Annotated in this window: 19 protein-coding genes and 3 pseudogenes; 8 read left to right on the plus strand and 14 right to left on the minus strand. The window is 55.8% G+C overall.

The annotated features are described in order from the left end of the window. Positions 1–27 precede the first annotated feature (27 nt). The 3 genes and pseudogenes from ACR1UW_RS15235 to ACR1UW_RS15245 all read right to left on the minus strand — a co-directional run. Entirely contained in the window at positions 28–423 is a 396-nt protein-coding gene (locus tag ACR1UW_RS15235) for a phage holin family protein (protein WP_014196599.1), read from the minus strand. 153 nt (positions 424–576) lie between these two features. Next, positions 577–1,017, minus strand: a complete 441-nt coding sequence (locus tag ACR1UW_RS15240; protein WP_096224696.1) for a Dps family protein — start codon at positions 1,015–1,017, stop codon at positions 577–579. 597 nt (positions 1,018–1,614) lie between these two features. Beyond that, a pseudogene (locus ACR1UW_RS15245) lies at positions 1,615–2,025 on the minus strand (zinc ribbon domain-containing protein); the annotation flags it as partial. A 271-nt stretch (positions 2,026–2,296) separates the two neighbouring features. Between ACR1UW_RS15245 and ytzI the strand changes: the two are divergent. Continuing rightward, positions 2,297–2,458 carry a YtzI protein gene (gene ytzI / locus ACR1UW_RS15250; protein WP_015375668.1) on the plus strand — a complete coding sequence of 54 codons (162 nt, stop codon included), beginning with the start codon at positions 2,297–2,299 and terminating at the stop codon, positions 2,456–2,458. Positions 2,459–2,480: 22 nt separating this feature from the next. On the opposite strand, the gene ACR1UW_RS15255 is transcribed toward ytzI, so the two are convergent. Beyond that, the gene (locus ACR1UW_RS15255) at positions 2,481–2,957 is read right to left on the minus strand and encodes an S-ribosylhomocysteine lyase (RefSeq protein WP_023633424.1); all 477 of its coding nucleotides are present in this window, start codon (positions 2,955–2,957) and stop codon (positions 2,481–2,483) included. A gap of 212 nt (positions 2,958–3,169) precedes the next feature. Here ACR1UW_RS15255 and yidD point away from each other — a divergent pair, with 212 nt between their 5' ends. Then, positions 3,170–3,415 (plus strand): membrane protein insertion efficiency factor YidD, encoded by a 246-nt coding sequence (gene yidD / locus ACR1UW_RS15260; RefSeq protein WP_498933961.1) that lies wholly within the window; start codon positions 3,170–3,172, stop codon positions 3,413–3,415. Positions 3,416–3,518: 103 nt separating this feature from the next. Continuing rightward, a complete protein-coding gene (locus ACR1UW_RS15265) occupies positions 3,519–4,505 on the plus strand; it encodes a metal ABC transporter substrate-binding protein (RefSeq protein ID WP_498933963.1) in 987 nt (328 codons plus the stop codon). Positions 4,506–4,722: 217 nt separating this feature from the next. Here the strand turns inward: ACR1UW_RS15265 and ACR1UW_RS15270 are convergent. The 5 genes and pseudogenes from ACR1UW_RS15270 to ACR1UW_RS15290 all read right to left on the minus strand — a co-directional run. Beyond that, a pseudogene (locus ACR1UW_RS15270) lies at positions 4,723–5,082 on the minus strand (c-type cytochrome); the annotation flags it as partial. Between the two features lie 239 nt (positions 5,083–5,321). Next, positions 5,322–6,920: pseudogene (locus ACR1UW_RS15275) on the minus strand (beta-propeller fold lactonase family protein); the annotation flags it as partial. Between the two features lie 96 nt (positions 6,921–7,016). Then, positions 7,017–9,095, minus strand: coding sequence for a hypothetical protein (locus ACR1UW_RS15280; protein ID WP_498933965.1), 2,079 nt, complete (start codon positions 9,093–9,095; stop codon positions 7,017–7,019). 146 nt (positions 9,096–9,241) lie between these two features. Next, positions 9,242–9,730 carry a hypothetical protein gene (locus ACR1UW_RS15285; RefSeq protein ID WP_013524470.1) on the minus strand — a complete coding sequence of 163 codons (489 nt, stop codon included), beginning with the start codon at positions 9,728–9,730 and terminating at the stop codon, positions 9,242–9,244. Positions 9,731–9,748: 18 nt separating this feature from the next. Continuing rightward, positions 9,749–10,039, minus strand: coding sequence for a DUF2325 domain-containing protein (locus ACR1UW_RS15290; RefSeq protein ID WP_013144398.1), 291 nt, complete (start codon positions 10,037–10,039; stop codon positions 9,749–9,751). Between the two features lie 325 nt (positions 10,040–10,364). Between ACR1UW_RS15290 and ACR1UW_RS15295 the strand changes: the two genes are divergently transcribed. Further along, positions 10,365–10,526, plus strand: coding sequence for a DUF1540 domain-containing protein (locus ACR1UW_RS15295; protein WP_064502500.1), 162 nt, complete (start codon positions 10,365–10,367; stop codon positions 10,524–10,526). A gap of 66 nt (positions 10,527–10,592) precedes the next feature. Beyond that, positions 10,593–10,793, plus strand: a complete 201-nt coding sequence (locus ACR1UW_RS15300; RefSeq protein WP_033014606.1) for a hypothetical protein — start codon at positions 10,593–10,595, stop codon at positions 10,791–10,793. Between the two features lie 31 nt (positions 10,794–10,824). On the opposite strand, the gene ACR1UW_RS15305 is transcribed toward ACR1UW_RS15300, so the two are convergent. The 5 genes from ACR1UW_RS15305 to ACR1UW_RS15325 all read right to left on the minus strand — a co-directional run bounded on the left by ACR1UW_RS15305 (position 10,825) and on the right by ACR1UW_RS15325 (position 17,238). After that, complete coding sequence (locus ACR1UW_RS15305; RefSeq protein WP_498933968.1) at positions 10,825–12,306, minus strand: o-succinylbenzoate--CoA ligase; 1,482 nt, start codon at positions 12,304–12,306, stop codon at positions 10,825–10,827. 190 nt (positions 12,307–12,496) lie between these two features. After that, the gene (gene menB, locus ACR1UW_RS15310) at positions 12,497–13,315 is read right to left on the minus strand and encodes a 1,4-dihydroxy-2-naphthoyl-CoA synthase (RefSeq protein WP_033009854.1); all 819 of its coding nucleotides are present in this window, start codon (positions 13,313–13,315) and stop codon (positions 12,497–12,499) included. Further along, complete coding sequence (gene menH / locus ACR1UW_RS15315; protein ID WP_498933971.1) at positions 13,316–14,122, minus strand: 2-succinyl-6-hydroxy-2,4-cyclohexadiene-1-carboxylate synthase; 807 nt, start codon at positions 14,120–14,122, stop codon at positions 13,316–13,318. It abuts the gene before it with no gap. A gap of 1 nt (position 14,123) precedes the next feature. Next, complete coding sequence (gene menD, locus ACR1UW_RS15320; RefSeq protein ID WP_498933973.1) at positions 14,124–15,872, minus strand: 2-succinyl-5-enolpyruvyl-6-hydroxy-3-cyclohexene-1-carboxylic-acid synthase; 1,749 nt, start codon at positions 15,870–15,872, stop codon at positions 14,124–14,126. Next, positions 15,865–17,238 (minus strand): isochorismate synthase, encoded by a 1,374-nt coding sequence (locus ACR1UW_RS15325; RefSeq protein ID WP_498933974.1) that lies wholly within the window; start codon positions 17,236–17,238, stop codon positions 15,865–15,867. Before ACR1UW_RS15325 ends, menD begins: the two co-directional genes overlap by 8 nt. 175 nt (positions 17,239–17,413) lie before the next feature. Between ACR1UW_RS15325 and ACR1UW_RS15330 the strand changes: the two genes are divergently transcribed. The 3 genes from ACR1UW_RS15330 to ACR1UW_RS15340 all read left to right on the plus strand — a co-directional run bounded on the left by ACR1UW_RS15330 (position 17,414) and on the right by ACR1UW_RS15340 (position 20,133). Then, positions 17,414–18,343, plus strand: a complete 930-nt coding sequence (locus ACR1UW_RS15330) for a 1,4-dihydroxy-2-naphthoate polyprenyltransferase (RefSeq protein ID WP_498933976.1) — start codon at positions 17,414–17,416, stop codon at positions 18,341–18,343. 86 nt (positions 18,344–18,429) lie between these two features. Then, the gene (locus tag ACR1UW_RS15335; RefSeq protein ID WP_498933978.1) at positions 18,430–19,239 is read left to right on the plus strand and encodes a yteA family sporulation protein; all 810 of its coding nucleotides are present in this window, start codon (positions 18,430–18,432) and stop codon (positions 19,237–19,239) included. 99 nt (positions 19,240–19,338) lie between these two features. Beyond that, positions 19,339–20,133: a TIGR00266 family protein gene (locus ACR1UW_RS15340; RefSeq protein ID WP_498933980.1), complete on the plus strand. Its 795-nt coding sequence runs from the start codon at positions 19,339–19,341 to the stop codon at positions 20,131–20,133. The last annotated feature ends 346 nt before the right edge of the window (positions 20,134–20,479 follow it).

The raw sequence follows: 20,479 nt of genomic DNA on the forward strand, positions 1-20,479 counted from the left end.
GTGTGGGGCAATCGGGGAAAAATATGCTTATTTTATTTCATCTTTCAACAGCTCGATCGCCTTGCGCAGCACGGACGGGATCGGAACGCCAGCCCGGCCGGCGTTTTCCACAATCGAGATAAACTCATTGGCGATATAGAAAAAAATGATCGCATCGCGGATTACATGCATGTTCCATCCAATGGCCAAATCGACGAGATGCGATGCTGCCACCAGAACGAAAATCAACAGTTTGCGGATGATGCCGCGAAAGCCGACTTGACTTGACAGCTTGCCTTCGACCGCGCTGGCGGCAATGCCGGTAAGGTAGTCGACAATGACCAAAGCAAGCAAAATCACGACAAATGAGTCCACGCTGCCGACAAACATCGACAGAAACGAACCGAACAGCGACACGGCAACCATCGGGATCGGCTTGTTCACGCTCCCCCCTCCTTGAACATAGGATACGCGTAACTATCGTATGCCCGGAGGGGAGAACGCGGCGCGGCGCATTCCCTAAAAAATCGCCCTTTTTCGACAAAGAAAGGACAAAGCAAAAGGCCGTCCCCCGGCCTGAGGACAGCCTCCTCATTCTTATCGTCCTAAGAACGATTTCAACATCCAGACGTGTTTTTCCAAGCTGCGATGAATGCCAAGCAGCATATCCCCCGTCGTTTCATCGTTCACTTCATCCGCCAGCTGCATGCCTTCTTTCAATTCGCCGATCATCGTTTCAAAGTCACGGACAATCGAAGCCACCATTTGTTCGGCCGTTTCCGTCCCGGCCGCTTCTTTGACGGACGCCTGCTCGAGGCAGTCTTTCATCGTCGCCACGGGCTTGCCGCCCAACGCCAGTAGCCGCTCGGCCAGTGCGTCAATGTGGGTCGCGGCTTCGTTGTACAGCTCTTCGAATTTTTCATGCAGCGTGAAAAACTGCGGCCCGGTGACATACCAATGGTAGTTGTGCAGCTTCACATACAAAACAGTCCAATTGGCGATTTGCTTGTTGACAAGATCGATCAGTCGAGTTGTCATCCTCTCACTCCTCCTTATGGTTCTTGTACCCAGCTGGCTTGTTGGTCAACTACCCCCACTTCGCGAACGCTTGAAGTGGGGGCTTGCAACTCCCCAGAAGTGCGAGCGGACTTCGTCCTCCTTCCTTGACTTGGGGTTGCATCAGGGGCAGGTTGACAACTGCCCAACGATGCAGGTCATGCCTGCATCGTTGCCGATTCTCTCGGTGTGTCTGTTGGCAGTACTTGGCTTCCACACACAACAGACGGACCTACGCTCGATGTTTTACGGTTGCAACGTTTCCTGCAACCAACCCCATCCATCGAGCAGCCGTGATTGGAGTGCCTTTATTGAACAGTTTTCTCCACGCCTTTATTCGATCATACACAAAAGAAAGGGGGAACGCACATTCCTCTCCTACTTACTCCCTTTGGTCGTTGAAGTGGGAGTCTCCTGCGCGAAATAGAGATGAAACATGGAAAACGTGTCGATGGATAGCTTGCCCGATTTCACCGGAAATATGAACGCCAGCTCTGCCAGATATGGTATAGTGAACTACCCCCACTTAATTTTCTAGCGAAAATTTGAAGTGGGGGCTTCCAAAGAAGTTTGACTGCTTCAAGCAATCCTTATTCTTTGAGGCGTGTCCACTTCGCCGCTAGAGCATAAGACACTCAGGTCTACAGCTTTACTTTTCTTTAAGATGTTTAATGCGCCATTGACATCAGCATTAATTAGTTTGCCAGACTTTGTTCGATACAAGCCGCGCTTAATACGTTTGCCGCTGAACTTATATTCTTTTGGATTGTCGGCATTATATTCAGGAATCTCATCGCCGTCAAAAAAGCTGGCTTGAGACGTATAGGATTCTTCCTGTTTCAAGAATTCAATGCCGTAAAATTTACAAAGATATTCTAGTTTTTCTTTTATGTTACCGAGAGGAATATTGACAAAGTTTTGATTTGTCTTTTTTCCTAGATTCATATTGCGTTGCCATGTTTCCGCATAGCCAATGACAAGTTTGCCAATTTACAATCCGACGTTGTACATGTTCTTGGCAATATGGCACAGTTCTCGAAGAGTCAAGTATTCTTCTTTGGTCAAACCATTTAGCTGTTGTTTGATACAAAAATACATTTTTTCACCTCCCATCTAACTATATGATACCATATTTTACTGAATCTATCCTATTTTCAGCAAAATATAGTTAAGGCGATTCATCTCCCACTTACTCCGCTTCGCTTCGTTGAAGTGGGAGTCTTCTCGCCTAATTAAGATAAAAAGAAAAAAGGCGGGCGTCATGATGTACTGGACCTTGATCGTTTGCCTCATCATCGCCGCTGTCGTTCTCGTGCTGGCGGTCGTCACGACGTCCAAAGCGTATGCCTACAAGCATACGGTCGATCCGCACCCGAATGAACACGGCGGCGAACAACAAGCCGGCCCGAAGCAGCCGCAGTAGCGGCGCGGGGCTGGCTTGTTCATCAACCAAACACCTTTTTCAACTCTTCTTTCTCTTGCGAAAGCCAAAAGCGCATCAGCTGTTTGGCCGCCTCTAGGTCATGCAGCTTCGCTTGGCCGCATTGCCGCTCAGTCGCGGCTGGCACTTCCGTCGCGTCGAGCGCGTCCTTCATGGCTTCTTCCAACAAATCAATGATCTCGTCCACGGTCGGCGAGCCGCTCACGACAAGATAAAACCCAGTTTGGCAGCCCATCGGCGAGATGTCGATAATGTCGAAATGATCATATTTCGCCGCATGTCGGCGCAGCGTATACGCCAACAAATGTTCGAGCGTATGAATCGCGGCCGGGTCCATCGCTTCTTTGTTCGGCTGGCAAAAGCGAATGTCAAACTTATTGACGACGCCGTCACTGCCGACTTTGTGAACGCCGCAATGCCGAACGTACGGCGCTTTGACCGCGCAATGATCCAATTCAAAGCTTTCCACCGGTGAAGGCATGTCAATCACTCCTAGCTATTTTGATCCTCTTTCTTTATCATAACCAAAACGAGGGGCGTCCCGCATCTTTTTTGCCTCTCGCTTGGCGTCTATGCCCAAAAAGCAAGGCTGGGTCGGCGCCCCCATTCCGAGCGAACGACAGTCGTTTTTCTTGAACAAAAGAACGGTTTGTTCTATTGTAATCATGATGATCACAGAAAGGAGAACTCCACATGGGCCAATGGCTGATTTGGTGCATCCGCTTTTATCAACGCTTCCTTTCTCCGCTCAAGCCGCCGACATGCCGCTTTTATCCGACCTGCTCGAACTATGGCATCGAAGCGATCCGGCGCTTTGGCGCCATAAAAGGGGGATGGCTGACGGTCAAGCGCATTTTGAAGTGCCACCCGTTCCATCCGGGCGGTTTTGATCCTGTTCCTGAATCATCAGAACATGTGAAAAGAAACAAAATCACTTAATGGCCTTGCCATTTGCTTGATTTTTTTATATGATTAATCCTGTAAATCGTAATGATTACGATATAATAAATGCGGACATCTTGAGCCCAGAAAGGAGTTCAATATGAGACTACCATCCATTCTTTTGTCTTTCCTTTTGGCGGCAAGCGCCTGGCTATACGGCTGCCAAGCAAAACCGGAGGCACATAAGGCCCAAACATCGAACGACCCATTGACGATTTATACAACCGTCTATCCGCTTGAAGACTTTACGAAAAAAATCGGCGGCGACGCCGTGAACGTCAAAAGCGTTTACCCGCCGGGAGTGGAAGCCCATACGTTCGAACCGACACCCAAAACCGTGCAGCAGATTGCCGATGCGGACGCCTTCATTTACATTGGCCACGGGATGGAACCGTTCGCCGAAAAACTGCAGGAAACATTACAAAATGAGCACGTCCGATTTCTCGTTGCCACAAACGGCATCGAATTGCTTGAATCGAACCATGAACAGGAGCATGCGCATGGCGAAGGGCACAAAGATGAACACGGAGAGGGACATGAGGAAGAACATGGCCATGAACACGGAGACAAAGATCCTCACGTATGGCTTGACCCCATCCGATCCATTTCGATCGCCGAGAACATCCGCGATTTGCTGATGGAACTGAAACCTGAAAAAAAAGACCTGTTTATGCAAAACTTTGAAACGTTAAAGATGAAACTCGAGCGCCTTGACGGGCAATTCCGTTCAACAGTGGAGAAAGCTCCCAGAAAAGAGATACTCGTTTCCCATCAAGCTTACGGATATTGGGAAGACCGCTACGGAATCAAACAGCTGAGTGTTTCCGGGCTTTCTCCGAGCAACGAACCATCGCAAAAAGAGCTGACTCAGCTCATCCAGACAGCCAAACAGCATCACATCCGCTATGTCATTTTCGAACAAAATGTTCGTCCCAAAACGGCGGAAGTGATTCAGAACGAAATCGGCGCCAAGCCGCTCCGTCTGCATAACTTGGAATCGCTGACCGATGAAGATCGAAAAGCCCACAAAGATTACTTTGCTCTTATGGCCGAGAATCTCCGCGTGCTGCAAAAAGCTCTTTATTGAAATACAACCGCCTGCCTCTTTCGATTCGTGGGCTTTCTCATTTTGTTTCCCGGCTTCGTCTATTTCTGGCGTTTGTTTATGCACGATAAGCGCTATGTACGGCCAAAATAACAAGGAAAAAGGTGTCCCCAACACGCGTGGGACACCTTCCTTTTATGACGTGCGATCTTCTGCCCTGCAGAAAGAAAAGCACCCTTTTCCTCACCCATCACTCTCACTATTGCAACGAGCGGACATAGGCCGCAATGGCCGCAATTTCTCCCGGCGTCAATGTTTGCACTTCTTTCGTCCGATGGCGCCGGATTGCTTCCTCGATCGTTTTCGCGCTGCCGTCATGCAAATACGGGGCTGTCGCCCATACGCCGCGCAGCGTCGGCGTATCCCACTGTTTGGGCGTCCGCGGGTTTGTGAACCGGGCGCGGGCGTCGCCTTTGGAGGCGCGGTCCTTCGGATTGGCCGTGCCGATATCGTGCAAGTAGGCGGTATTGGCAGTCGTCAATTTCCCGTCCGGCCCGACCGCCTTGACGCTGTCGGTGAAATACTCGCCCCCATGGCAGCTTAAGCAATTCCCTTTCCCGGTGAACTACCCACCACCTACGCTTCGCTTAGAGGTGGGGGCTTCAAGCGACTTGTGTGTGTTCGCTGAACAGTAAGCCACACACAAGAACCCTTTACGCTTCCCTTCGTTCCGAAGGTGTCCGTTCTAGCCATATTCTATCATATTCGTTGGCTAACGCCAACCGAAATTCATCTCCCACTTTCACTGGTGCTGGCGCACCTTCACGTTTAGAAGTAGGAGACTTCTTTCGGAGGGAAGTTAAACAGGCGCTCCCCTTCCTTCGCTTCCGCCGTCAAGCTGCCGTCCGCCTTTCGATACGGGCTTTTCGGCACGGGGAACGAACGCGGGTCGTTCAAGTAGGCGAGAATGGCGTCAAACATATGCTGGACGTTCGGCGGCAGCGGCTTGGACGGGTCGATCGCCGTCATGCCGCCCATCTCGCCTTGCACCGTATGAATGTAGTCGGTAAAATCGTCGCGCGAACCATCCCACATAAACAGCCCGGTTTTCGTCGTCAAAATATTGCTCGGCACGTTGCGCGGCCCTTTCGCCGTCATGAGCGTCAAGCCGTTGATGTCGCCGTCGCTATGGCACGAAGCGCAGCTCATCCAATTGTTTCCTGTAATGTTGATGGCAAACTCGTCGCTGTTGGCGCTGTAAAAGATCGTTTTTCCTTCACGCACGAGCGGGGAGAGCGAATCTTTCGCAATGAGGCGGATCGTGCTGCTCTCCTGCTTCGCTTTCGCATATGGGCTTTTTCCTCCGGTTTTGATCACGGCCAAATCATGGCTCATGGCGTTGTGGACGTAAAGCGTCTTCCCATCCGGCGAAATCGCGATCCCGCGCGGATTGTTGCCTTGGATGCGTCGCAAAATTTGCGTCGCCTTGCCGCCGCGGCGCAAGTCAAAGACGACGAGATCCTCGCTTCCAGACATGACCGCGTACGCTTTGCCGCCGTCCGGGGAAAACGCCACATCGTACGGATTGGAGACGATGATCGTCTCGTTATGAACATCAGTGACATTGATCGCGGCAAACAGCTCTTTCCGCTCGTCCGGCAACTCAACGTCGTTCGTCACATCAATGACCGAGATGGCCGGAAACACCGTTTCCTCAAATTGGATCGGCGTATCGATGTTCGTCAATAAGTGCGGAATATACGCTTTTTTGCCGTCCGGGGCGATGACGATTTGCTCAAGCGTGTTCGGAATGCCTTGGCTCTTTTTTCGATCGGCTTTATCCGGCGACGGGGCGAGGGCGATTTCCTTGACCGCCCGCCGTTTCTTTGTGTCAATCACGGTAACTTTAGCCGCCAAATATTGCGTCACGTACAGCTTCCTTCCGTCCGCTGTCAGCGCCAGCGCCCGCGGCCGATCGCCCGCTTGGATGTCTTTGGTCCGCTTCCCGCTCTCAGCGTCAAACACCGAGACCGTGCCCGAGCGGTAGTTGGCGACATATACTTCCTCCCCATCTGGACTGGTGACGATGCCGAACGGCTCGATCCCCGTTTTCCAACGGTCAACGACTGTCCGCTTGTCAAGCGATACAACGTCCACTTCATCATCGTACATGCAGGAAACATACAGCGTCCGTCCATCCGGGCTGAGCGCCAGCTGGCGCGGTTCGCGGCCGACGGGAATTTCCGCTTCCTTCGTTTTGGTTTTCGCGTTGATGATTGTCACTGTATCCACATCGATGTTGGCGGTGTAGACATAGCGCCCGTCGCTGCTTACGGCGATGTTGTCGCCGTGCGCTGGGGCGTGTCTGACCACTTTCGGCTGCTCATGCCATGCCTTTTCGTCTTGACAGCCGGCCAACAGCGCGGCGATCGCCGCGGCGAACCACCATTTTCGCATTTCAATATTCCCCCGTTTTTTCACGAAAATGATAACCATCCTCCATTTTACAAAGAAAAGCAGCGAATCTCAGTCGTATTCGCCGCTTTCTTTCTGTTATTTGTTGCCGGATCCAACATTGACCTTGACCGTCCGCAACACCGGCGCCACGCCGTATGGGCCGCCGGCCGCCTGCACTTGCGGCACATGGTCGCGGTCAGTGTTGCCCAATTTTTTCCCTTTGATGTAGACATCTCCCGTATCCCAAAACTCACTTGCCTGCATCCCTTCCTGAAGCGTCGGGCCATCGACGATTCGGTCGTAAAAGTCGACGTAGCGGGAGATGATCGTTTCGCGGTCAAGGGATTTCGCCGTCTCATCCGCTTGGTCGTTGTTCAAGTTTTGCAGCGCCACGCGGAACACCCCCGACAACGCGCCGGCGAGCCACGGGGTGTACTTATCCTCTGTTTCTCCCGTATGGTACACGTGCCATTTTTGATCCCAAAAATGGCGGTCCATCGCCTCATAAACAAGGCGCGCCGCATCGCGGTACGCTTCGTCTTTCGTCGCCAAAAACGCCGCCGTAAGCCCGCGGATCGCACCAAGCTGGGCAAGAAGCGTCGGCTCGTCTTGATCCGGCCCTTGGCCGATCGTATAGCCGTTGGCGACAAGCCCGTCTTTTCGCATCAAGTTGTGCATGATAAAATCCGCTTGCCGGCGGATGAGCTCAAGCGCCCGCTTTCCTTCCGGCGTGCCAAGCCCTTTGGCGCTCTCTCCGCTCGCATAGCCGACCGGCATCCCGTCAATCGCCCGTTCGAAGATGCGGAGCGCTTCCATTGTATAGCCGGCTTGGAACGTATCGACCCGATTTCCTTGCGTTCGCCCGTCATGTTCGGTCACAAACGCGCCCGCTTTTTCATTGAAATGCATGGCATCGATGTTGCGAAACACTTGCAGCAGCACGTCGCGGTTGACGGAATACGGGTCGTCGGCCACGCGGTCGTTGGCTGGATCGGCATCCACATTTTCTTTTGCCGCTTTCGGGAACGGTTTTCCGTCAAACACGGCCAAAAACGCGGGGTTTTGATTTTTGTTTTCCGGCCGTTGGTCGGTCATGCCGAAAAACTCCGCCGCCGGCCATAGCATGAGCCATTGGTCCTCAAGCAAGCTGCGGGGATCTTTGACGACCAACTTCGCGGCATCCGGCGCCAGCTTGCTTCCCCTTTCAGCCACTTCCACCGCGTGCGGCAAATAGACGAATCCTCCGCTTGGGTCGTAACGGCTGCCGGCTGCCTTCGTCAACGCCTGTTGCTTCGCATCATAAAATAAATGGTCACGGATAAAAGCCAGCTTGTTCCATATTTGTTCCGTCAAAATCATCCCTTGCATCCCGTCGGCGGAGCTGACGCCAAGAGCGACGTTCCCGCTTTGATCGTCGTTTGGCGTTTTCGCCTCCACCTCTTCATCGCTGTCTTTTTGATGAAAATTCCCCAAAAAGTCGCCGGCCCAAAGCGCTTGCTTCAAAAAGACACCGCCGTAAGCCGATGGCGTGAGCACTTTGTCCATTTTTCCGCGATCCCAGCGAAGCGATTGGAAATCGACTTGATAGACGGGAACGTATGTACCGTCGTCATTTTCCGCGTACACGTCCGTGTCAACCTTTTGCGCATAATGCGGATCGCCGCCGGCGTACTCGATGAAGGTCGGGAACATGTTGCGGAAAATTTCCTCGCGCGGATAGCCGACGCTGTCCGCAAGCTCATAAAAACGGTCGGCGAGTGCTTCATCGGCTGGCTTATGCCGCTGTTCGGCCCGTTGCTTGGCGATCGGGCCGTTGATGAGATGGAGCCCGAGCCCTGACTTTTCCGTCACCTCATACATGGCTTCTTCGGAATACTCGTATGACTCGATGCCGGCCGTATAGTCAAATTTCGTCGGCTCATCCGGCTTTCTCGCGTCAAGGGTGTCCAAATCAAGCCCGAGCCCTTCAGCGAGCGGTTCGCCCGAAAGTTCAAATTCCGAGTAGGCAAACATATTGCCGGCCGTATCAAAATGATCGTCCGCCACCGGCACGTGCAGGCGCGGCGCTTCCGCTGAACGGCCGTTCTCTTTCTCCCCGACGGCGGAACAGCCGGACGCCAAAAGCAGCGAGGCCACCGCCGACGTGGCCATGACTTTCCAAGGCATGCGTTTCATGACTTGCTCCCCCATTTTATTTAAAAATAACGATTTTCATTTTCAATCTATTTCATTATACGCCGGCGATCCCCTTCATTCAAGCCGGAATCCGTTCCATCACATTCCGCCCGAGAAAGACGCTTTTCATGCCTCTTCTCCTTCCCTTAAGCCGGAATCCACTCAATGCGGCGTCCGCCCGTCCATAAAAAGCAGCATTCCAGTTCGTTCGGACAACGTCCGATTGTTTTGCGGCATAAGGACGACGCCGTTTCTTTGCATCGCCGAATGGCTTCCTCTTCCTCACACCACAGCAGCACACGAACCCGGTCGCGGTAAACGATGTACAACTCCCGATCCGCTTCTTCGCCCAATCCGCCGTCCGCCAGCAGCAGCGGCTTGCATGCCGCCTCTTCCATCGAACCGAAAAACTGCAGCAAATGATCCGTCACCTTGGCCAGCACAAGTCCGTAATGCAACGGCGTCGGAAACATCGACAAAGGAAGGAGCGAACGGTGCTGATCAATCAACCGGAGCAAGCAAAGCGGCGACCGCAGCGAAGGGGCGGTGTCGCAATACGCTTGAATGACGCGGCGAAGAAACCGGCGCAACGCATACGGCCAGACATCCAACGTCTCGTGATGGATAGGCACCATGGCTCGCCTCCTGTTTGTTCATGCATGTTTTCCCAGCTGCTCCAATACAGCGTTTATCGAGCTCCATGACCGTTTCGCAAAATAAATAGGCTTGTCTTTGCTTTTCGCCTTCTCTTTCACTTTCTTCGCCAAATTATGGTTCACGTAATCGATCATGACCAATATGGCGTCGACATGCTCCGGAATGTCGCGTTTCACCATATTCACTTTTCGTCCATTGAGATGAATGATTTCCCGGAATCCGGAACGCTCCAATTTATCGGTAATATGGCCTAAATGATCGGCTCCGACAACAAGCAGTGATGCCATCACGAAAACCTCCTTTGCTCGCTTCTTTCTTTTTTATTTTAATTGAGAATGATTTTCTATGTCAATTATAACAAGAGATATTTTCATCATTTTTTGGACGATGAGCCCCCGCTTCAACGATGGTAAAGAAGGAAACGCCATTTCTGCACGAAATCCTTCTTTTATATTTGGGGAGGCGTGGGAGAACAACCATGATGGAAGCTGTCGATTGCCCCTGCTTCCGTTGATCCCAAGCGGGAGTCTTCTCGATTAGAGATGGATAAAATGCCTGCAAATGCGTCAAACTATAGACGCGGGCGATTTCATCACGACAAGGGGGATGACCATGGCGAAAGATGTTCTTTGCGAAGTGCGCAACTGCCATTATTGGGCGGAAGGGAACCGTTGCAGTGCGGAGTCCATTTATGTGGTCAGCCATGCCGGAAACATGGCGTCTGATTCGTCGGAAACGGACTGCAAAACGTTTACTCCTTCCAATGAAGCGTAACGATTCAGCAAATAAAGCGCTGCCCGGTGTTGCGGGCGGCGCTTGCATCGTTAGAGGGGGATGACGGTGGACAAGCGCGCCAGTCTCATTCAAGCGTTCCAAAAGGAAATGAAGCGGACTCGCCCGATGGCGTCCCCACGTTGCATCGACTCGTTCGCCAATTTGTGGGAGTACGAATTCGGTTCGTTCGAGACGCTGCCGCCGGATTTGAAACGGCTTGTCGCTTATCGAGCGGCTGAGATCGGATGGACGGATGATGACGTGTAAGGCGGGCAAACAGACGAAGCAAGCGCCCTGCTTAAAGACGGGACGCTCGCTTTTCTGCTTCCGGAATCAACGTTTTCAATTCGCGGCGCAATAGTTTTTGCGCCGCATTGCGCGGCAGCGCGTCGACGAAATAAATGCGCGCCGGCACTTTGTATTTGGCGAGCCGCTCGCGGCAAAACTGCTTCAGCCCATGCTCATCAGCCGCAGCGCCTTTTTTCAGCACTACAAAGGCACACGGCACTTGCCCCCATGTGTCATCGTCGATGCCGGTCACGCCGGCTTCTTCGACATCGGGGTGCGACAGCAGCACCGCTTCGATTTCGGCCGGATAGACGTTTTCCCCGCCGGAAATAATGAGATCGGAGCGGCGGTCGAGCACGTACAAAAACCCGTCTTCGTCGACATAGCCGATATCCCCGGTGTAAAACCAGCCGCCGCGGATCGCTTGCGCCGTCGCTTCCGGGCGTTGCCAATATCCTTTTGTCACATTCGGCCCTTTGACGACAATTTCCCCCGCTTCATGCGGCGCAGCCGGCTTTCCGTCTTTTAGGATGCAAAGCTCCGCCGGAAAAAGCGGCTTGCCGGCCGAACCGAGCTTCGTCAAACTGTATTCCGGCGCGAGTGTTGCGATTTGCGACGCCGTTTCCGTCATCCCGTATGTCTGGTACACCGGGATGCCCTTTTCTTTGCATGCCTCAAGCAGCGGGCGCGGCGCCGGCCCGCCGCCAAGCAGCATGCAGCGAAACGTATCAGGATAGCGCGCTTCCCCAAGCTCCGCCACCATCCGTTGCAGCATGGCGGCTACCACCGACATGATCGTCACCGTTCCGTTCATAATCAAGGCGTTCGCTTCCTTTGGGTCAAATGACGGCTGAATGTACATCGGCATGCCATAAATGACGCTGCGCATGGCGATCGACAGGCCGCTGATATGAAACAGCGGCACGGCGGCCAGCCAGCAGTCGCGCTCATGCAAGCCTAAATTGAGCGCCGAACCGACCGCGCTCCACCAATGGTTGCCGTACGTTTGCAGCACGCCTTTCGGGGTGCCGGTCGTTCCGGACGTATACATGATCGTGGCGACTTCCTCCAAATCGCACGTTTCTTTTAAGGAGACGTCCACTTCCGGAAGCGCGGCGAGCGCGCTCGTCGTCATCACCCGCCCGTCGCCGCCAAGGCGCCCGGCCAGTTCCTCATCGGCAATGACAAGGCGCGCGCCGCTGTCATCGAGCTGCCAGCCGAGCTCATAAGACGTGAGACGCACGTTTTGCAGCAAGGCGCGCGCGCCGAGAAAAAACAACGCATGGATGATCTCGATCATCTCGATGCGATTTTTCATCAGCAAGGCGACAATATCTCCTTCCTTGACGCCTGCTTGAGCGAGGCGCCGCGCCCAGACGGCAGCCGCTTCATACAATTCGGCAAACGTTTTTGTCCGCCGCCCGTCGCTCACGGCGATTCGCTCCGGGGTTAAAAACGCCCGCTGCTTCAGCCAGTTTGGCATTGTGGTCATGCGTTCTCCTCCTTTCGGCCGTTTGGCGTGCCGGCCCATCGCACAAGGCGCCGCCGCTCCCGCCAAAAAACACCCGCCGCTGTGGAAACGTCCTGTTCCGGGGGCGAGGTTGTTCCTTCCTTATGTGCCCCGCTGGCAGCGAGATGCGAAAAGCAGCTTGACGCGCCATCAAGCTGCTTCTTCGTTCTCATCACGGGAAACGCGGGAACTGGCCGAAGTCCGGCTTCCGTTTTTCTTTGAACGCCCGCATTCCTTCCTTCGCCTCTTCGGTCGTGTAGAAGAGAAGCGTCGCGTCGCCGGCGAGCTGTTGGATGCCGGCCAAGCCGTCGGAATCGGCGTTGAACGCCGCTTTTAAGAAGCGAATGGCGGTCGGGCTTTTCTCCAAAATTTCTTGCGCCCATTTGACCGTTTCTTCTTCCAGCTGCTCGAGCGGCACGACTTTGTTCACAAGCCCCATCTCGAGCGCTTCTTGGGCATTGTACTGGCGGCACAAATACCAAATTTCCCGCGCTTTTTTATGGCCGACGATGCGCGCCAAATAGCCGGCCCCATAACCGCCGTCAAAACTGCCGACCTTTGGCCCCGTTTGGCCGAAAATCGCGTTGTCGGCCGCAATCGTCAAGTCGCAGACGACGTGGAGCACATGGCCGCCGCCGATGGCATAGCCAGCGACCATCGCGATGACCGGTTTCGGAATGACGCGAATGAGCCGTTGCAAATCAAGCACATTGAGGCGCGGAATTTCATCCTCGCCGACATAGCCGCCATGGCCGCGCACTTTTTGGTCCCCGCCCGAGCAAAACGCCTTGCCGCCGGCGCCGGTCAAAATGATGACGCCGATATTCGAATCATCGCGCGCTTTCGTAAACGCATCGATCATCTCGTTCACCGTTTTCGGCCGAAACGCGTTATGTACTTCCGGACGGTTGATCGTAATTTTGGCGATGCCGTTGTACGTTTCGTAAATAATATCCTCATAGTCGTACTGCTTCACCCATTCAAACGGCATTTACACTTCCCCCTTTGTCATGAATTCACTTACTATTTTAACAAAAATGCCGGGCTGTTCCACGTGAATTGCATGTCCGGCTCCTTTTACACAGATAAGTTCGCTGTTGGGCAGCCGCTCGTGCATTTGGGCGGCGATGCGGCAAAACTTCTCATCGCGCTCCCCACAAACAAGGAGCACAGGCATGGCAAGTTCGCCAAGCCGTTCCCAAAACGACGGCTGCACGCCGGTCCCCATCCCGCGCAAACTGTTGGCAAGCCCCGTTGCCGTATGGCGGAGCCGCTCGCGGCGAATCGCCGCTCGCACCGGATCCGGGAGCGTCTGCTGAGTGGCAAACAGCGGGATTTTTTCCCAATCATCGACAAAAGCACGGACGCCTTCCGTTTCGATTTTTCGCGCCAACGCCTCATCCGCTTCCCGCCGCGCGCGCCGCTCCTCCTCTGTCTCCAAGCCGGGCGAACTGCTTTCCAGCACTAAGCGGCGAACGCGGCGCGGATGCCAAACGGCGAACGCCAACGCGAGCCGGCCGCCCATCGAGTAGCCGACCACGTTCGCTTTCTCGACGCCAAGCTTATCAAGCAACGCCGCCAAGTCGGCGGCGGCGCGTTCGATCCGATACCGCCGGGCGTCCTTTGGCGCTTCCGTCCGCCCGTGCCCAAGCAAGTCCGCCGCAATCAGGCGGAACCTCCGCCAAAACGGGTGGAGCGGCCGCCATGTGTCCGCGCTGCCGGTAAACCCGTGCAACAATAAAAGCGGCTCCCCTTCGCCATATTGTTCCACATGGTAACGAACCCCATTCAGCTCCACATCAAACCATTCCTTTATGTTCGAGAAATTTCGCGATTTCCTGGGAAACACGTTCCCACAAAAAACGATGCATTTGGACATTTTCCGCGCGCGACGTGCGCACTTCAATGACATGAAGCCCGCCTGACGACAGCGATTCCGATACATGGCGGCGGAACTCCGCCCAATTGTGCGGCACCGTATGGCGGCCGCCGTACATCTCGACGGCGTGGGCAAACGACAAATCCGTCGGCGTGCCAAACAGCGTTTCAAACGCCCCTTTATGGCGCGCCTGCGGCAAAAACGAGAAAATGCCGCCGCCGTTGTTGTTCAACAACACAATGGTAGCTGACAACGAATGCATCTTCGCCGCCAACAAGCCATTTACATCGTGGTAAAACGACAAGTCGCCGATCACCAGCACAAGCGGGTTCGCGGCAACGCTTGCGCCCAAGGCGCTCGAGACGACTCCGTCAATGCCGTTGGCGCCGCGGTTGGCCAAAACGCGAAGCGGCTTGTCCGTCGACCAGAAAAACGTATCGGCGTCGCGGATTGGCATGCTGTTGCCGATATACAGCAACGCGTCCGGCGGCAACAATTCGGCAAGCTCGACGAACACCTTCCCTTCAAACCATTCGGTTTCTGGCAAGTGCTGCTGCAACACGGTGCGGGCGATGTCGTTCATTTCCCGCCATGCCGCCGACCAGGGGCTTGAGGCCGCTTTCGGTTCGGCCACACGCAACAGCTGCCGGCACAACGCTGTTTCGTCGCTTTGCACCATGCAGGCGGCCGACAGCGTCGGGTCGCGCCAGCCACCGTCATCGACGACGATTTGGCGGATCGAGCGATGCCGCTTCAGCCATAACAACAGCGGCTTGGACACCGGCATGGCGCCGAAGCGGAGCACGACATCGGGCACAAGCTTGGACGCGATTGCCTCGTCTTTTAAAATCGCGTCATAGCTGTCAATGACATACGTTTTGTCGTGCGCGCCGGCGCGCAACTGCGACAGCGGATCGGCGAGAATCGGAACATCGAGCGCCCGCGCGAGCGCGGTGACCGCCTCGGCGAAACCGGGCCGGTCGAGCGGCCCGCAGATGATCAGCCCGCGTTGAGCCGCGGCGAGCTCTTTATACAGGCCGGCCGCGCTTTCATCAGAAACCGTCGGCTGGCCGTTCACCACACGCGGCACCCCTTTAAGCGCCTGCACGCGCTCCCAGACGCCATCGTCAATTTCCGGAACAAGCGGCTCGCGGAACGGCAAATTGACATGCACCGGCCCGGCCGGCGTAGCAGTGGCCGCTCCAACAGCCCTTGCCGCCATCGCCTGCGCATAGCGAAGCATCCCTTCCGCTTCTTCCGGCAGCGCCAAATCGACAAACCATTTTGCATAGCGGCCGTATAAATGAAGCTGATCGATCGCCTGCGGCGCGCCGACATCGCGCAGTTCATGCGGCCGGTCCGCCGTCAGCACGACGAGCGGCACGCGCGAATAGTGGGCCTCGACGAGCGCCGGCAAGTAATTGGCCGCCGCCGTGCCCGAGGTGCACACCAATGCGACCGGCCGCCGCTTCGCTTTCGCCATGCCAAGGGCGAAAAAGGCGGCTGACCGCTCGTCAATGTGCATCGAAAAGCGGAGGGCGGGGTTCCCGGCGATCGCCATCGCCAGCGGCGTTGAGCGCGATCCGGGGCTGATGACCGCCTCCGCCACCCCGGCTTGCACAAGCCCATCGACGAAAGCGGCTACATACAACGACAACGCCTTAGTCATGGTGCATCACTCCTAACGCCGATAACATCGGCGCCATTTTCACGTTCGTCTCCTCGTACTCGCTTTGCGGATCGGAGTCGGCGACGATGCCGCAGCCAGCAAACAAGAACGCTTGACTGCCAGCAAGCAAAGCCGACCGAATGGCGACCGCCCATTCCCCGTCACCATAAGCGTCCACCCAGCCGATCGGAGCGGCGTACCACCCGCGCTCGAGCGGCTCGAGGGCGCGAATCGTTTCCATCGCTCGTTCGCGCGGCGTCCCGCCGAGCGCCGGCGTCGGATGCATCCGTTCCACCAGACGCAACACGGACGGCTCCCGGCAGCCGCGGCCGACAACCGGCGTGCATAAGTGCTGAATATGAGGAAGCTTGAGAAGCTGCGGCCCGTCCGGCATCTCGACCGCCTCGCACACCTCGGCGAACAAGCGGCTGATCATGCGCACCACAAATTGATGTTCTTGGCGGTTTTTCCGGTCGGAAAGCAGCCAGGCGCCGAGCCGTTCGTCTTCTTCGACCGTCGCCCCGCGGCGCGCCGATCCCGCCAGGCAAATCGAACGGCACGTCTCCCCCTCTTTTTGGACGAGCTGCTCCGGCGATGCCCCGATTAAACAGCGGCCGTCTTGTTCAAAGGCAAACAAGTAGGCAAACGGCTGCTGCTCGCGAAGCCGGGCCAATACGGAGCCAGCATCGATCGTTCCGGCAAATGTCAACTGCCGGGCGCGGGCGAGCACGACTTTGTCAAGCACCCCGGCGCGAATCGAAGCGATCGCCTGTCGGACCGCCTCCATCCACCGTCCGCTGTCTGCTTCCCGAGCCGCGACGAGCGCGGGAAGGGGGGCCGGAAGCGGCGGTGCAGCGATTCGCCCAAGCAGCCGGCCGACCTGCTCGATTTCCCGCCCCCCACCGCCGGCAGGCAGCGTGACGGTCAGCTTCGCCTGCCCGTTCCGCATCGAAAGAAGCACAGCCGGCGCGATCAGTTTTCCGGCTGAAAACCCGCGCCATACGTCCGTCGGCGTCCGGTGCGGATCAAAGGAAAACCCGCCGAACAGCAGCGGCGGCGCATCCGTGTCGCCATGCCGCTCGATTTGGCTGGCCCACTGCCGGCGGCGCGCATCGACCTCGCGAAACCGCCCGTCCTTTTCCCCCGTCTCAATTGCATGCACCGAGCCGAGGCCGACCAAGATGGTGCCGCCGCTTCGGTCCGACCAAAAAAACCGTTCGCGGAATCCGCAAGACGGCCCTTGCATAAAAAAAGAAACCGGATCGACGCCTTCCAACGATTCCGTCCAGCTGACAAACGGCCGCGCCGCCCGCACCGCCAATTCGTGCAGTTGTTGTTGGAGTGTATGTTGAAATCCAATCGCCACGATCCTCACGCTTTCTTTCGTAAAATTCCCTCTCCATCCCCTGCTTCCCATTATCCATTATATATAATAGGAAATCATTTATCTATCAGAAAGGGTTGACACGCCTAAAACGTTTTCCTACACTTATTTTGAGCGGAAACTGATCCTATTTTCAAGGAATATAAGGGGAATGGATATGCAACCAGTCACACATATCGGCCACCGACCGCCGGCGCGCCGCGACTGGCGCGTCTTTTGGCGGCTGACGCGTCCGCATACGCTGACAGCGGCGTTTGTGCCAGTCTGCGTCGGCACGGTGCTGGCGATGGGCGAAACGTCTGTCAATTGGCTGTTGTTTGTCGCCATGATGGCCGCCTCGTTGTTGATTCAGGCGGCGACGAATATGTTTAACGAATATTACGATTACAAGCGCGGCCTTGACTCGCCGGAATCGGTCGGCATCGGCGGCGCCATCGTCCGTGACGGCCTGAAGCCGAAAACGGTGCTGGCGTTGGCGTTTGCCTGCTTTGGGGCAGCGATGCTCATCGGCGTCTACATTTGCGCGCAAAGCAGTTGGTGGCTCGCGCTTGTCGGAACGGTCTGCATGGCGGCCGGCTACTTTTACACCGGAGGGCCGGTTCCGATCGCCTATACGCCGTTTGGCGAACTGGCGGCTGGGTTTTTTATGGGCTTTGTCATCATTTTGATTTCATTTTTCATCCAAACAGGCGGCGTGAGCAAAGAAGCGGTGCTCGTGGCGGTCCCGGTCGCCATTTTCATCGGCGCCATTTTGCTGGCCAACAACATTCGCGACTTGGACGGCGACCGCGAAAAAGGACGAAAAACGCTCGCCATTTTAATCGGCCGCGACTGGGCGATCCGCGTGCTTGCCATGATGTTTGCCGCCGCGTTTCTTTGGACGGTGGCGCTTGTGCTGTTGGGCATCGTGCCGTTTTGGGCGATGCTCGCCTTGCTGAGCGCGCCAAAAGCAGCGGCCGCGGCGCGCGGATTCATCGGTAAAACGAAACCGGCGGAGATGATGCCGGCGATGAAAGCCACAGCGCAAACGAATACACAATTTGGCTTTTTGCTCGCCATCGGCTTGCTTTTCGGCCAATGGCTGTAAACACGGTCGAAACGGCCGTGTTTTTTTTTGATTTTCGCCCATACTACACCATATAGACGCTACTGCGAAGGAAGGGATTGCGACTGATGCTGACGAACGAACAGCTTGCCGCCCTCCGCTCAAGACTGCTCGACATGAAACGGGAGACGGAAGACCGGCTGAATCAAAACGACCATTTCGGCATGATCCGCAGCCACGCCCACGATGCGGTCGGTGAGCTGGCGAGCTACGACAACCATCCGGCCGATGAGGCGACAGAGCTGTATGAGCGGGAAAAAGATCTCGCCCTAAAGGAGCATGCCGAGCGCGAAGTTCGCGAGATTGAACGGGCGCTTGGCGCCATCGCCGACGGCACATACGGAACGTGCCGCGTATGCGGCCGCCCGATCCCATACGAACGGCTCGAGGCGCTGCCGACAACACTCTACTGCCGCGAGCACAGCCCGGATCAAACGGTGTCGCAAAAGCGGCCACTCGAAGAAGGGGTACTCATGCCGCCGTTTGGCAAATTCGATTTTGACGACCGCGACGAATCGGTCGCCTATGACGCCGAAGACGCTTGGCAGGAAGTCGCCCGCTACGGTTCATCGGACACCCCTTCGGACCTTGGCAAAAACGTCGATTCCTACAGCGAAGTGTATGCCGAGTCGGAAGAGAACGTCGGCTATGTCGAAGACTTGGAAAATTTCGCGGCCGTCGATTTGCATGGCAGACACGTACGTGTGTACCCGACGCGGGAGCATGAGCTGCTGGAAAACATATTGGATGACGAAGGCATCATGTCAAACATCGGCGATTTGCCGGCGTATGAAAAAGACCCGTATACATCGACAGACAGCTACCGCCGGTACGATGAAAGACTGTCCCAGCAGCATTTTGGGGAAACAACTCCATGAAAAAGGCCATCGGCAAGATGGTCTTTTTTGTGAAACGGGCCGATGCCGTTTTCCGTAGTACAGAGCAGAACGTCATATGATCCGAATGGAGGCGAAATGATGAACGCACATGAGATCGATTACCGGCTGTACGGTGATGACATGCAGTTTGTCGAGATCGAACTCGATCCACGCGAAAGCGTCATTGCGGAAGCGGGCGCCATGATGATGATGGAAGACGACATCGCGATGGAAACGGTCTTTGGCGACGGCTCCTCAGCCGGAAAAGGACTGCTCGGCCGCCTCGTCGGCGCCGGGAAACGGCTGCTCACCGGGGAAAGTCTGTTCATGACCGTGTTTACAAATCAAGGCAGCGGCAAGCGCCGCGTCGCCTTTGCCGCTCCGTATCCGGGAAAAATCATTCCGGTCGACTTGAGCGAACTGGGCGAGAAACTCATCTGCCAAAAAGACTCGTTTTTATGCGCCGCCAAAGGGGTTTCCGTCGGCATTGAGTTTCAACGCAAGCTCGGGGCCGGCTTTTTCGGCGGGGAAGGGTTTATTATGCAAAAGCTGGAAGGCGACGGCCTCGCCTTTTTGCACGCGGGCGGGACGATCCAACGCCGCGAACTGCAACCGGGGGAAAAGCTGCGCATTGACACCGGTTGCCTTGTCGCCATGACGAAGGACGTCGACTACGATATTGAATACGTCGGCAACATCAAAACCGCCTTTTTCAGCGGGGAAGGGTTGTTTTTGGCGACCGTCACCGGCCCCGGGGCGGTGTGGGTGCAGTCGCTCCCGTTCAGCCGGCTCGCTGACCGCGTGCTTGCCGCCGCTCCGAGCGCCGGCGGACGGTCGGTCGGCGAAGGCAGCATCCTTGGCAGCATCGGCGATTGGCTAGACGGCGACGATTGAAACAAAATCAGGCGTTCAAACCGAACGCCGGCCGGTTCCACCAACGCGAAACGGGGCGTTCCAACAGGGCGGCCCCGTTCCGTTTATGCCGTTGCCGCCGCAGTCCGGCAACAGTCATACATCCGACCTCTTTCCGCTGCAAGCCGTCGCTCCTTGGCCGCTGTTTTGCCTCCGCACAGGAAACCGTCCCAAGCCCGGCGTTTGGAAACGGCGGAATCGATCGTTCAGACCGGCTCAGACGGAAAAGGTTCATCATGCCAAAAACAAGTTCGTGATGGCGAGCGGCTGGTCGTTTGCGCCTCTGGGATGATTCGAAGCGGCCGCGCTCGTCTTTAGGGGCGCCTGT

This window comes from Geobacillus lituanicus (assembly GCF_050994965.1).
Lineage (GTDB): Bacteria > Bacillota > Bacilli > Bacillales > Anoxybacillaceae > Geobacillus > Geobacillus stearothermophilus.